Source organism: Streptomyces sp. AC627_RSS907 (assembly GCF_019049165.1).
The window spans coordinates 1-12,855 of sequence record NZ_JAGMUE010000081.1 but is presented as its reverse complement, the minus strand read 5'-3'; the positions used below and the strand labels follow the sequence as shown (position 1 = coordinate 12,855).

At 72.1% G+C, this 12,855-nt stretch carries 10 protein-coding genes and 1 pseudogene; 5 read left to right on the top strand and 6 right to left on the bottom strand.

The window, feature by feature from the left end; all coding sequences use genetic code 11:
* Positions 1–54 precede the first annotated feature (54 nt).
* Entirely contained in the window at positions 55–1,056 is a 1,002-nt protein-coding gene (locus KUM32_RS18855) for a medium chain dehydrogenase/reductase family protein (RefSeq protein WP_217143088.1), read from the top strand.
* A gap of 266 nt (positions 1,057–1,322) precedes the next feature.
* Here the strand turns inward: KUM32_RS18855 and KUM32_RS18850 are convergent, their stop codons facing one another.
* The 4 genes from KUM32_RS18850 to KUM32_RS18835 form a co-directional block, all read right to left on the bottom strand.
* Complete coding sequence (locus KUM32_RS18850; protein ID WP_217143085.1) at positions 1,323–2,228, bottom strand: LysR family transcriptional regulator; 906 nt, start codon at positions 2,226–2,228, stop codon at positions 1,323–1,325.
* Between the two features lie 224 nt (positions 2,229–2,452).
* Positions 2,453–3,157 carry a type 1 glutamine amidotransferase domain-containing protein gene (locus tag KUM32_RS18845; protein WP_217143084.1) on the bottom strand — a complete coding sequence of 235 codons (705 nt, stop codon included), beginning with the start codon at positions 3,155–3,157 and terminating at the stop codon, positions 2,453–2,455.
* Positions 3,158–3,432: 275 nt separating this feature from the next.
* Positions 3,433–4,221 (bottom strand): DUF4344 domain-containing metallopeptidase, encoded by a 789-nt coding sequence (locus KUM32_RS18840; RefSeq protein WP_217143083.1) that lies wholly within the window; start codon positions 4,219–4,221, stop codon positions 3,433–3,435.
* Positions 4,222–4,384: 163 nt separating this feature from the next.
* Positions 4,385–4,648 carry a hypothetical protein gene (locus tag KUM32_RS18835; protein ID WP_217143087.1) on the bottom strand — a complete coding sequence of 88 codons (264 nt, stop codon included), beginning with the start codon at positions 4,646–4,648 and terminating at the stop codon, positions 4,385–4,387.
* A gap of 239 nt (positions 4,649–4,887) precedes the next feature.
* On the opposite strand from KUM32_RS18835, the gene KUM32_RS18830 reads away from it, so the two are divergent.
* A complete protein-coding gene (locus KUM32_RS18830; protein ID WP_217143082.1) occupies positions 4,888–5,370 on the top strand; it encodes a hypothetical protein in 483 nt (160 codons plus the stop codon).
* A gap of 294 nt (positions 5,371–5,664) precedes the next feature.
* A complete protein-coding gene (locus tag KUM32_RS18825) occupies positions 5,665–6,219 on the top strand; it encodes a DUF2690 domain-containing protein (protein ID WP_217143081.1) in 555 nt (184 codons plus the stop codon).
* Positions 6,220–6,655: 436 nt separating this feature from the next.
* On the opposite strand, the gene KUM32_RS18820 is transcribed toward KUM32_RS18825, so the two are convergent.
* The gene (locus tag KUM32_RS18820; RefSeq protein ID WP_217143080.1) at positions 6,656–7,729 is read right to left on the bottom strand and encodes an alkene reductase; all 1,074 of its coding nucleotides are present in this window, start codon (positions 7,727–7,729) and stop codon (positions 6,656–6,658) included.
* 164 nt (positions 7,730–7,893) lie between these two features.
* On the opposite strand from KUM32_RS18820, the pseudogene KUM32_RS18815 reads away from it, so the two are divergent.
* Positions 7,894–8,262, top strand: a pseudogene (locus tag KUM32_RS18815) (MerR family transcriptional regulator); the annotation flags it as partial.
* A gap of 287 nt (positions 8,263–8,549) precedes the next feature.
* Here KUM32_RS18815 and KUM32_RS18810 read toward each other — a convergent pair.
* Positions 8,550–11,231, bottom strand: coding sequence for a cellulosome protein (locus KUM32_RS18810; protein ID WP_308408679.1), 2,682 nt, complete (start codon positions 11,229–11,231; stop codon positions 8,550–8,552).
* Positions 11,232–11,756: 525 nt separating this feature from the next.
* Here KUM32_RS18810 and KUM32_RS18805 point away from each other — a divergent pair.
* Positions 11,757–12,779, top strand: a complete 1,023-nt coding sequence (locus KUM32_RS18805; RefSeq protein WP_217143079.1) for a LacI family DNA-binding transcriptional regulator — start codon at positions 11,757–11,759, stop codon at positions 12,777–12,779.
* Positions 12,780–12,855 lie beyond the last annotated feature (76 nt).

Sequence of the window (12,855 nt, the reverse complement as noted above, 5' to 3'; positions counted from 1 at the left end):
ACCCACAACTCCCCCGCCCGCACCCCCGCCTTCACCACCACCGTCACCGAAGCGGTGCTCCCCGGCATCGTCGCCCCGGACGGCATCCAGGTCCGCACCCGGCCCGCCCGCCCGGCCGGCCCCGGGCAGGTCGTGCTGGCCATGGAAGCCGCCGGGGTCTCCTTCGCCGAACAGCAGATGCGCCGCGGCAAATACTTCGACCAGCCACCCTTCCCCTTCGTCCCCGGCTACGACCTCGTCGGACGCGCCGTCGACGTGGGCGAGGGCGTCCCCGGTGACCTGCTGGGACGGCGCTTCGCCGTGCTGACCAAGACCGGAGCCTGGGCCACCCACGTCACCGTCGACGCCGGCGACCTGACCGAGGTACCCGACTCCGTCGACCCCGCCGACGCGGAGACCTTCGTGGTCAACGGCATCACCGCCTGGCAGATGCTCCACCGCCTCGCGAAGATCCGCCCCGGCCAGACCGTCCTCGTGCACGGCGCGAACGGCGGCGTCGGCTCCACCCTCGTCCAACTCGCCCGCATCACCGGCGCCCAGGTCGTCGGCACCGCCTCCGCCACACACCACGACGCCGTCCGCGCACTGGGCGCCACCCCCGTCGACTACCGGGCCCCCGACATGCACGACCAACTGCGCGCACACGCCCCCCAGGGCTACGACGCGGTCTTCGACCACATCGGCGGCGAGGGCATCCTCACCTCCTACCGCCTGCTCGCCGCCAAAGGCACACTCGTCGCCTACGGCACCGCCTCCACCCGCGACGTCCAGGGCTCGTCGAAAGCCCCGGTCCTCAAACTGTTCGCCCGCCTGATGCTCTGGAACTCGCTCCCGGGCGGCAAGAGCGCCCACTTCTACAACATCTGGGCCGGCCGACGCAGGCTCCACACCTTCCGCGCCAAGCTGCACACCGACCTGGGCCAGGTCCTCACCCTGCTCGCCGACGGCGCACTCGTCCCCCAGGTCGCCGCCCGCATCCCCCTCACCGAGGTCGGCGAAGCCGTACGACTCGCGGAATCCGGCACCGTCGTCGGCAAAGTCGTCCTGGTGCCGTAGACACACGACGGCCGAGCCACTGGAGGAGCCCCCGACCCCGCGTCCGACACCTGCGGGGGAAGGGGCTCCGCCGCGTGGCCTCGTCAAGCCCGGCACCGTCCTGCGCACCGAGCCCGGCACCGTCCTGCGCACCGAGGCCGGCACCGTCCGCGAAGCCGTCGACGAGCGAGGAACCCACGGCGGCGCGGTTCATCCGGCCGGTGCCGCGGGCGCGGGCCGGGACAGCCCGTCCATGCCGTGCGCAACGCCCAGGCCGCGGGGCCGTGTCACAGTCCGCCCCACTTCCTGGCCGCGTCGATCAGCCTGTCCCGTACGACGCCGAGGACGGGGTCGGGGAGGGCGCCGCTCCGCGTGGCCAGGTACAGCGTGTTGAGCGGGGGGAACGCGGGCTCGTGGAGCTGGACGACGCGGCCGGCGGCCAGGGCCGGCTCGGCCAGATAGCGGGGCAGGACGGAGATGCCGGCCCCGGCTTCGACAGCGGCGAGGACGGCCCGGAGATCGGGGACGACGAGCGCGACGGGGTTGGCGGGGCGGTGGCCGAACTCGCTGCGCCAGTAGCGGCGCACGATCGGCAGGTCCTCCGCGTAGGCGACGAGCGGGAGGCCGGCGAGGGCCTCCGCCGGATGGGTACGGAGCCGGTCGGCGCTCAGGGTGTGGGCGACCGCCGGCGTGCCGACGACCAGGAACTCCTCGTCCACCAGCGGTTCGGCGAGGAGGTCACGGTGTGTGGGCCGGATGGCGGAGACCACCAGGTCGAGCCGCCCGCCCGACAGTTCGGCGAGCAGGTGGCCGGCGAGTCCGAGCGTCGCGTGGACGTACAGGCCGCGGCCGGTGAGAGAGGCGAGCGCGGGCAGGACCCGCACCGACATGACCTCGGACGCGCCGCCGATCCGCACCGACCCGTGCAGGGCCGGCTCGGTGTGCGCCGGCCCGAGCGCGTCCTGGAGCCCGTCCACGTGAAGGCCCACCCGGGCCGCGAGGGCGGCGGCGCGGGGCGTGGGGGTGACTCCCCTGCGGGACCGCAGGAACAGCGGCTCCCCGACCTGTTCCTCCAGCCGGGCGAGCTGGCCGGTGACGGCAGGCTGGGTCACGCCCAGTCGGTCGGCCGCGGCCGAAAGGGATCCCGCTCGGTAGATCTCCAGGAACGTGGCCAGGAGGTCCAGGCTGGGCACGCGGGCTCTCTCCCTCGGTCGTTCAGGTGATCGGTCCACGGCGGAGGCCGACCGCTCCCGACGTGTCACTCCGACACCGTACTGCGCTGCTCCGCCGTCCCGTCCGTCTCGTCTTCCCCTGCCGTCCACGGCGGCCGGGCGAGGGACGGCGAGGCTGCGACGGCCGGGACGCCGGGCGCTGGTGATGCCGCCCCGCTCCCGGCCGCCGATGTCCTGGCGGTGGGTCAGCCGGCGGAGAGGGCCTTGAGGACGGCCTCGGCCGTTGCGACGCTGGACTGCGGGTTCTGCCCGGTGATCAGGTTGCCGTCCACCACGACCTTGCTGCTCCAGGCCGCGCCGGTCCGCAGCACCGCGCCCTTGTCGCGCAGCCGGGATTCGACGAAGAACGGGGTGTTGTCGCCCAGCCCGCCCTGGCGCTCCTCCTCGTCCGTGAAGGACGTCAGGGTCCGGCCGGCGAAGGTGAAACCACCGTCGCTCCCCGTCGCGCTCAGCAGGGCCGCGACGCCGTGGCACAGGGCGGCCACGGTCCTGCCCTGGGCGTCGGCCTCGTTCAGGAGCCGGCCGAGATCGGCGTCCTGCGCCAGGTCGGCCATCGGGGCGTGACCGCCGGGTATGTAGAGGGCGTCGTAGTCGCTCGCCCGCACGTCCGAGAGCTTGAGCGGCGTGGAGAGCTCGTCGTCGATGCCGGCGAGGTAGGCGCGGAACGCGTCGGCGTCCGCCTCGGAGACGCCGCCCTGGCTGCTGAGACTGAGATCGTCGACGGCCGGGCGGACACCGGCCGGGGTGGCGAAGTCCACGCCGACGCCGGCGGCCTTGAGGACCTTGTGCGAGGCGGCGACCTCCTCGGCCCAGTAGCCGGTGGGGTGAGTGGATCCGTCGGCCAGCTTCAGACTGGTTGCCGCGGAGATGACCATGAGAATCTTCGACATTGATGCCTGGCCTTGTCAGTCGGGAAGGGCATTGCGTCACGTGCGCCGCCGGAGCCTGGCGGGGGCGGCACCGCTGACAACCTCAGGATCCACGACGAGCATCCCCGTGTGTTTCCCCGAGCCATAAGGCTTCTTATGGCGGGCGGTTGCGTCGCGACGGCTTCTTCGTCCGGCACCGGAGGCCGCGCGGCGGTCGCGGGTTTTGGGAACACCCGGTCGCCGACCGGGAGGACCACGCCGTCCAGCCGAGGGGGAACGCCGGGGCGCACGCCTCGTCAGCCCGCCCGCGGACGCGGTGCGAGCGCTGTCATCCACCAGGCGCGTATAGCGCTCCACTCCCTTGCGCACCCCTTCGCCCGCTCGGCGGGCAGGGCGTCCGTGCCCACCAGTCCCCGGTGGCGGCCGGAGGCGGCGCCGTACACGTAGCAGCGGTGGTTGACCGCGCGCCGGCCGTCCGAGGAGTGCTCGTCGGGCCCGTCGTCGGCGTCCTCGTTCGTGACCTCGGACAGGTGCCAGGCGTCGGCGGCGGCGAGCAACCGCTGTTCACCCAAGGCGCCCCCGCGCAGCAGCATCAGGGCGGCGAACTGGTCGGCGGCATCCTCTTCCCGGCCGCGCACGCGCAGTCCGAGGACGTCCACGAGGGCGTGCGCCATCTCGTGGTACAGCGTTTCCAGCATGACGGCTGCCACGTCGTCGTCCGCCCGCCCGGGTCCGGCCCGCCGGAAGAGCTCCCGCGTCTCGGAGACCTCGTCGTAGCAGACCTCCACGCGCGTGAACTCGGGATCGTAGGAGGACCCTTCGCCGTCACACGAGACCACGCCGACGGATATCGGCCGGTCCACCTCGACCAGAGCGGAAACCGCCGACGCGGCCTCCTCCACCACCTTCCGCCCGCGCAGGAACGCCGCGTCGTCCCGGTCGGTGCCCGTGGGCGTCTCGTACCGGATCGCGATGCCCGAGCCTCCCGCCCCGGTACGGACGGCATCATCCGGTTTCTGGCAGCCGGACACACCGGCGACCGCTGCCAGCACGATCCCTGCGAGGCCCGCACCGAACCGGCCCACCGACCGCGTCCCCCACCCGCCCCGCATCGTCACCACCATCGTGCCCCGGCGAGGGGAACCGACGGAACACCGGCAGCCGGTGAGGGAGCCGACTGCCTGCCGGCGGGCCTCGGCCCGTGTCGGAACCCGAGTGCCGGACCTTGGGGGAAGCCTCTTCGACCGCTCACGGACCGGTGATGCCCTCGGCCCTCTGGACGACGGAGCGGAGCTTGTCCACCACGGTGTCGTGCCGCCTCTCGCGCTCCGCCCGGTCCGCCGGCACCAGCCGCGCCGCGGCCCGCACGGCGTGGGTGTCCGGGTCACCGAAGGCCGTCCGCGGGTGCTCTCCCGTATCCGCGCAGTGCGCCGTGACATCCTTGACCGCCCGGAGCACGACGTCCCGGTCCACGCCCGGTTGCATGGCCAGCCGCACCTGGAAACGCGCCATCCACTTCTCGCGGTCCTTCTCCCTCTCCGCGTCCGTCGTCCGGCCCTTCTTCACGTACTCTCCCGGGTGATCGGTGTTCGTCCGTCGTGGAGTGGGACGCTGCGGCGCCCGAGCGGGTTGCGGTCTCCCGTTTCCCACCCGCCTCGAACGCACGCCGTGGGAGGGAGCCGTCCTACCCGCTGCGAACGGTAGGGGCGTGCTGTCCGTGGGCCGCGCGCGGCTGGTGACACACTGCGGTGGTGGAACTGACCGATCACAGGAACACAGTCTCCCTCCGCCCGCTGCGCTACGAGTTCCGCACCGCCAGGGGCGACGCCCACGACGACAACTGGCTGGTCGTCGGTGGGCGCGTGACGACCACGGACGGCAGCTGGACTTTCGCCGGTCCTTGTCTGCTGACCGATGAAGCCCGTCAGGTGGCCGTCTGGCTCCGAGCCGTGGCGGCGGGAACGGTGGCTGTGACCGGACCCGACCCCGACGGCACGTTGTCCCCGGACCTCTCCTTCATCGAGCCGGTCCTGGCCTTCGGTCTCGCCGGCCGCACCGGGAGTGGGGCGGTGCTTCGCGTGCACCTGTCCCTGGAGGCGATGCCCCCTTGGCGGCAGGACGATGACGAGGCGGACGCGCACCAGTACGTCGTGGAGGTGGAGACGGCGGCGGCCGCGCTGCTCCACGCGGCCGACCAGTGGGACCTCGAGCTGGCGCCCTTTCCGAGCCGCTGAACGGCGGACCTGACAAGGATCGGTCCCGGACGCGCACGGTCGGGCCCTCGCCGCCGCGGTGCCGTCCCGGCGGTCGTACGGAGCCGGCCTGGGCCACCTCTTGCCTTCGACGGGCTGCGCCTGCGTCAACCTCCGACCGAGTGCCCCGTTGCCCGGCCCGGGTGTCGTCGTTGCCTGAGTGAGGGGCGCATGGGGAGGGCCTTGTATGCCTTCGGTGCTTCCGGCGTGCGCCTTTCCCCTGTGACAACAGGGGTGGAATCTGTCTCTCCCGGCCAGCGTACCAAGGTGGTCCCGATGACGACGAGCAGTACCAGCGACAACTCCGCGACGTCCCCCGAGCCCGGGCCGCAGCCGCCCGCGGGCAGGCGGAGCAGGCGCAACAGCGCGACGACCCTGGCCTACGCCGTGGCGATCGTCGGCGCCGTGGCGGCGGCCGTCCTGTCCCCACTCGGAGAGCACGTCATGAAGGCTCTCCTCGACGAGCCGACCTGTCCGGGTGAGGCCTGCGAGGGGAAGAACCCGCAGAACCAGGGATGCGGCGAGGACGCGCGCACCTTCAAGCCCACCGTCGGTAACCCGGCCCTCCTCCAGCTCCGCTACAGCGAGGACTGCCAGGCGGTGTGGGGGCGGATCGAGCGGGGGAGCCCGGGAGACCTGGTGACGGCAGAGGTCACCGGGGGGACCAAGCGCACTGCCGAGATCGAGTACGGAAACGACAAGTTCACCAGCATGGTGAGCGTGGGCGACGGCGAGTTCCAGGTCACCGCCTGTGCGGTCCCCAAAGCGGGCGGCGAGAGCACGTACGAGCGCTACTGCATCCACGCGAGCGAGGCGACGGCCTGGCGGTGACCCGGAGGGTGGCCGCCAGGCCGTCGCCTGTCCGCCATCGGCCGAGGGCTGTCGGTCCGGGAGGCCGCCCGCACGGTCTTCCGCGGCGAACGCCACCGACGATCGCCGTTCCCCCGAAGACGCGTTTCCCGGGCCGGAACGCCCGCGCCGTTCCCGTACCGCCGCGCCGCTGCCGGAACGCCCGCGCCGTTCCCGTACCGCCGCGCCGCTGCGGCCAGGCCCCTGTGCCGAGCACGGCGCACGCCGCACGACCGGTCACGCGGCGGGGCCTTCCGCTGGAAACGCCCCGCAGGCGGCGGTGGCCGGGCGGGCGGAGACGGTGGCGTCGCGCTCCGGTGCGAAGGGGCCGTCGCCCCGAAGGTGCGGACGGCCCGGCATCACCGGCGGCGCTCTGGCAGGTGCGGCCGGGCCGTCTCCGTCGCCCGTGGGGACACGGTCAGGCCGTGTGCTGGTACGTCGGGTAGGTGATGTAGCCGGCGTCGCCCCCCTGGTAGAAGGTGTCCTCGTCGACGGGGGCGAGGGGCAGGCCCGAGCGCAGGCGTTCGACCAGGTCGGGGTTGGCGAGGAAGCCGCGGCCGAAGGCGATCAGGTCGGCGCCCAGGTCCAGCCAGTGGTCGGCCTCCGCCCGCCCGGTCTGCTGCGGGCCGCCGGGCATGGCGGGGCTCATGATGAGGGTGCCCGGCCAGGTCTTGCGCAGGTGGATAAGGGTTTCCTCGTCGGTGGTGGCCGTCAGGTGCACGTAGGCGAGGTCGAGCCGGGCCAGTTCCGTCAGAAGGGCGATGTTCAGCTCGGCCGCGTCGTCCTCGGTCACCCCCCAGATCCCGCCCCCGGGCGACAGGCGGATGCCCGTACGGGCGGCGCCCACGGCCTCGGCGGTGGCGGCGGCGGCCTCGACGGCGAAGCGGATCCGGTTGGTGACCGAGCCGCCGTAGCGGTCGTCGCGCAGGTTGGCGTTGGACGACAGGAACTGGGAGATCAGGTAGCCGTTGGCGCCGTGCAGCTCGACCCCGTCGAAGCCCGCGTCGACGGCGCGGCGGGCGGCGTCCGCGTAGGACCGGACGTGCTCGGGGACCTCGTCGGTCTCCAGGGCCCGCGGCACGGGTATCGGCTGCGGGCCGCTCGGGGTGAACACGTTGCCCGGGGCGGGCACGGCCGACGGGCCGACCGGCTGCAGGCCCGTGGTCTCGTGGTGCGAGACCCGGCCGCCGTGCATGATCTGGGCGAAGACGCGTCCGCCGTTGGCGTGGACGGCGTCGGTCACCTGCCGCCAGGAATCCGTCTGCTCGTCGGTGTGCAGGCCGGGCGTGCCCGGGTTGGACTGCCCGACGAGGCTGGGCTGCACGCCCTCCGTGACGATCAGGCCGGCCGTGGCGCGCTGCGCGTAGTAGGTGGCCATCGAGGGGGTGGCCAGGCCGCCGGCGGCGGCCCGGACGCGGCTCATGGGGGCCATGACGGTCCGGTTGGGCAAAGTGAGCCCGCCGAGGCGGTAACTGCTGAACAGGGAAGGCATGCTGGTTCTCCTCAGGTACGCCGGTGCTCCGTCCGCCGGAGCACACGAGTACGCTAAAACCTGACACCTGTGTCAGATGCAACCGGAGAACACCGCGGATTCGTGTGGGGCACATCACAGGATCACAGGACCCGCGGTGCTGTGAACCACCACGGGAGACAGTCGTGCGAATCGGAGAGCTCGCGGCCCGCGCCGGGGTGAGTGTGCGGTCATTGCGCTACTACGAGCAGCAGGGACTGCTCACCAGCACCCGCACGCCGGGCGGACAGCGGGAGTACACCGAGCAGGACGTGGGCCGCGTCCGCTTCGTCCAAGGGCTGTACGCGGCCAACCTCTCCAGCCGCACCATCGCCGAACTCCTGCCGTGCACCGACTCCCCGAGCGTGCACAACTCCGACGCGGCGCTGGAGCGGATGGCCCGCGAACGCGAGCGGATCACGGCGCAGATCGACGAACTCCTGCGGGCCCGGGACACCCTCGACGACATGGCCGCCGTGGCCCGGGCCCACCGCGAGTCCCTGGTGCGGCCGGCCCCTGCCGCGGACGAACCGGCGGTGACCCGGGACCCCACGCCGCACTCGTCGTGCCACACGCAGCACCCGCCCGGCACGTCCGCCTCCGACTGCTCCGGCTGCTCCGCAGTCCCCGCCGGCCGGACACCGCGCAGGTCCCGTACGACTCTCAGGGCTGCCGCGGTCGCGTCGGGCGGCGAAGAGGCGCGAGGCGAAGTGAGGGCCGGCGCCGAGTGAACTCGACCACCTGAGCTGAGGCGAGGCGCCGTGGGACGTCGGGGCCTCGCCTCAGCCGTTCCGGGAGGGGGCTACCGCGCGGACAGAGGCGTGACCGCGACCTGGTCGATCACCGGCGCATAGGGAGACCGCTGGTCGTACTGGTTGTAGGTGTCACCGTCGAAGTCCGGCAGTTCCTCCGCCGTGAAGGTCAGCCGGTTGGTGCCCTTCCTGAGGGTGACCGGCACGGTCAGCTCACGGAAGTCGTTGAAGTGGAAGGTGGTCGGGAACAGGACGCGGTGGGCCGGGCCCCCGTTGACGGAGAGGTCGGCGTGCCGGGCGACCGGGTCGGGGTTGTAGTGGGTGGCGGGTGCCTGTTCGCCGTTCGAGTAGCGGATGGTCAGTGCGTGCCGGCCGGACCTGGCGGCCACCACGTCGAGGGTGAGGGCGTTAGCCGTGCCGCCGCCGATGTCCGTGACGGCCTTGCCGCCGTTGGCGAAGCGGTAGGTGTCGGTCACCTTCGCGGCTCCCGAGAGCGAGCCCTTCTCGGCCGGGTGGACGCTGGACACGAGAGTCCCCCGCGACGGTGCCACCCGCAGCCGGTCGAGGACCAGCGCGCCCGACTCGCCGGTCACGGTGATCTTGTTGACGCCGCCGGAGAGGAACAGCCGAACCCTGTCCGTGCCCTTCTTGTCGCCCCCGGCCAGGGGCAGTTGGAGTTTCTCGCCGTTGAGGGCCAGGCTCGCCCGGCCGCCGCCCAGGTGGTCGACGGAGACGGTGGACTCACCGTCTGCGGGGGAGTGGACCCAGAAGGTCGCGGAGGCGCCGCCGGTCAGCGGTACCGTGCCGGGACCGGAGGCGCCGGCACGGGTGTAGGCGGGCCGGGTTCCGTGGAGCGTGGCGTACTCGGCCTCGTAGAGGGCCGGCTGCGTGACGTGCGCGTCGCGCAGGCGGAGGTCCATCCTGTCGATGATCGCGTCGCCCCTGGTGACGCCGAGATCGGGATCCTGCGCGGCGAGCGTGATCCGGTGCCTGCCGGCGCTCAGTCTCACCGTCGTGTCGGTGTGACCCCACACCACCCACTTGTAGCCCAGGGGCAGCCGCAGCTCCTGCGGGTCCTCGCCGTCGACGCGCAGGAAGACGTTGGTCGGTCCCTGCTCCTTCACCAGGCCGTACAGGTTGTAGGAGTTGGCGAAGACGCTCAGGTCGTACGTGCCGTCCTGCGGGACGTCGACGTCGAAGGCGAGGACCCCGTCGGAGCCGGTGCGCAGGCCGCCCACGTTGTAGGCGCCGGACGTGGCGAACTTGCCGACGTCGGAGGGCGTTCCCTCCGGTCCGTTCCTGGAGTAGCCCGAGCCGGTGTACGTCGCGTCCTCGGCCTCGTACGTCCCGCGCCAGCCGACCGAGGGCGAGGCCTGCACGCCCCCGCCGCCGCCGGGGGAGAGGATGACCTGGTACGCGGACATCTCGTTCATGCCCCGCATCGGCAGGGTCACCGTGCCGTCCGCGCCGACCTCGACCTTCCGGTCGGTCAGCCGCAGTGGCTGCGCCGAGTCGCCGACCTGTCCGGTCCAGGGGATCTCCTGCACCGTGGCGTGCACGCTCTTCCCGAACAGCCCGGGGTCGACGTTGCGGAAGACGACGTCCGCGTCACCGCTCTTGCCGCCGAAGAGGGTCCTGGACTGCTTCTTGCTCTCGTCCAGGGTGGCCACGCCCTGGAGCGTGTACTGCACGTTGGGATGGGGCGCGGTCACCCGCACCGTGTGCCCGGACATCTGGCCGTAGGCGTTGAACAGCCACCACTGGCCGTTGCCCTTGTTGGCCTCCACGGCGGAGTCGTTGAGGTTGCCGTCGATGTTCCAGTACGCCAGGTCGGCGTCGATCTTCGACTCCTCGATGGCGGAGACCCACTGGACGACCTGGCCGGGCACCGAGAGGTGGTAGTTGTGGCCGTACTCGTTGACGTTGACCGGCAGCGGGCCGATCCCGATCTCCTTCTCCCACCCGCGGTACCTGGCCACACTCGTGCGGATCGCCGCGGGCGAGGACAACTCGTGCCAGGTCATCACGTCCGGCACCACGTCGTTCTCTTTGGCGTACGTGAGGAAGCCCTTGACCTGGTCGAAGAGCAGGGAGGTGTTGGGGCCCGCGATCCGCGCGTCCGGGTCCAGGCTCCTGATCAGGTGGTGCACCTCCTTCCAGGCCGCGAAGTACTCCTGCGGGTCGTCCAGCCAGGAGACGTTGTCGTAGCTCCAGGCACCGGTGCCGAACATGTTCCCTTCGGGTTCGTTGAAGGGGACGTAGACGACGTGGTCCTTGTAGTCGCCCATGGTCATGACCTGGCGGACCTGCTTCGCGATCTTCTCCTTGAAGTCCGCGAGCCGGGCGGGGCCGTCGGCGCCCGGCCACTGGTAGGGGAAGCCGCGGTAGATGTCGGTCATGTAGATGTAGACGTCCTCGCCACCCGAGTCCACGAACGGCGGCAGGATCTCCAGAGCGTCCGCTCCCGGGTGCTGCGGACCGTCCTGGGCCTTGGTGGACACGGTGCGCAGCCGCATGCCCTCGATGAGGTTGCGGCTCGGCACGCCGTCCCCGTAGACGCCGTACAGGGAGCCGGACGCGCCGCCGTGGAAGACGCCCGTGTCGGTGGCGAGGTCGATGACGAGCCGTTCGGACTCCGCCGCCCCGGCCGTCCCGGCCGAAGGGCCGGCGAGCAGGGTGGCCGCGACGGCCACCGCCGCGGCACCCGCTGCCGTCGTTCTTGATCGTCTCACTGAGGTCTCCAGGAGTCGGTGCGGTGGATGAGGAGGGGGCTTCACCGGTGCTCGACGTGGGTCTGCGAGGGCGCCGCACGGAAGGCACCGCAGGACAACGGGGTGCGGCCGACCGGTGCGGAGGGGAACGGACGCCAGGAACGACGCCGCCAAGGACGAACGCTGTCAGGAACGAACGCTGTCAGGGACGAACGCTGTCAGGAACGACCGCTGTCAGGAACGACCGCCTCTGTCGAACCGGTTCGAGGGAAGCTAGCACCGGCGAAACCGGCCAGCAATACTCAGGACAGAGGGAGTTGGAGCCGGTAAAGGCGAGGTGTCCGGGCCGCCGTCGCGGAAAAGCCGGCGCAGAGTGTTGACAGCGGCTGGGGCCCTTTCTAACGTCGCCGTAGCGAACCGGTTCGACCACCTCGACCGCCGGTCGCCACCTCTTCCGCATCGTCAGCGCCGCCTGACCGGTTGCCCGCACCACCCCTTCGCAGCCGCCCACTGATCCGCGCCCACTGATCCGACCGAGGAGCCGCCGTGAACATCGGTGAAATCGCCAGCCGCGCCGGTGTCTCACGCAGCACCGTGTCCTACGCGCTCAGTGGGAAGCGCCCCGTCTCGGACGACACCCGCCGGAAGATCCAGCAGGTCATCGACGAGCTGGGGTACCGGCCCAACGCGAGCGCCCGTGCCCTCGCCAACGGCCGGACCAGCACGATCGGCCTGGTCTTCCCGCCGGCCGGGAACCACTACACCGGCATGCAGCTGGACTTCATCGGCAGCGTCGTGGAAGCCGCCGCGGCGCACGATCACGACGTCCTGCTGTCACCGAGTGGTGCGGACAGCGACCGCTCGTTCCAACGCCTGCTGGGGGAGCGGCGCGTGGACGGCGCCATCCTGATGGAGATCAGGCTGGAGGACGACCGGGTCGACCACCTCACCGCGCTGGACTTCCCCTGGGTCGCCATCGGCCGCACCGCGCGTCCGGAGGACGGATGGTGGGTCGGCCTGGACCACACCGCGCTGGCGGCGGCGTGCGTCCACCATCTCGCGGACCTCGGCCACCGCAGGGTCGCCTTCGTGAACCGGCCGGAGCAACTGCTGCGGGCCGGATACGAATCCGCCCACCGGGGACTCGACGGGTTCACCAAGGCCGCCGCGGAGCGCGGGCTGACCGTGCGGACGTACTGCTGCGGGGACGACGCCGCGTCGGGTCAGGCGTGCGTGGAGCAGATCCTCCACGACGACCCGGCCACCACGGCCCTGGTCACCCTGAACGAGGCGGCTCTGGGCGGCCTCTACCGGGCGCTCGCTCAGGCGGGCCGTCATGTGCCGCGCGACTTCTCGGTCACCGGCGTGGTGGCCGGCCGGTGGGCGGAGACGGTGACGCCGCAGCTCACCGCGGCGGACGTGCCGGCGGAGGAGATGGGCCGGCGTGCCGTCGAACTCCTCATGGAACGCCTCGACCACCCGGGCGCCGCACCCCGGCACCATCTCCTCGCACCACCGATCTCCCTGCGGGCCAGCACCGGCCCCGCCGGCACAACGGCCCCGGCCTAGGTCCCGGCGGACCTCGCCTCCCCGCGCAGCTCCCGTCCCACCGGCTTCCGCCCGGCCCAGCCGTCCCGCCGTACCC

Bases quoted from the DNA above. Each gene is read 5' to 3' on its own strand.
- KUM32_RS18825 (WP_217143081.1), top strand. From the start codon at position 5,665: ATGACGACGAGCAGTACCAGCGACAACTCCGCGACGTCCCCCGAGCCC.
- KUM32_RS18820 (WP_217143080.1), bottom strand. From the start codon at position 7,729: ATGCCTTCCCTGTTCAGCAGTTACCGCCTCGGCGGGCTCACTTTGCCC.
- KUM32_RS18835 (WP_217143087.1), bottom strand. From the start codon at position 4,648: ATGGCGCGTTTCCAGGTGCGGCTGGCCATGCAACCGGGCGTGGACCGG.
- KUM32_RS18845 (WP_217143084.1), bottom strand. From the start codon at position 3,157: ATGTCGAAGATTCTCATGGTCATCTCCGCGGCAACCAGTCTGAAGCTG.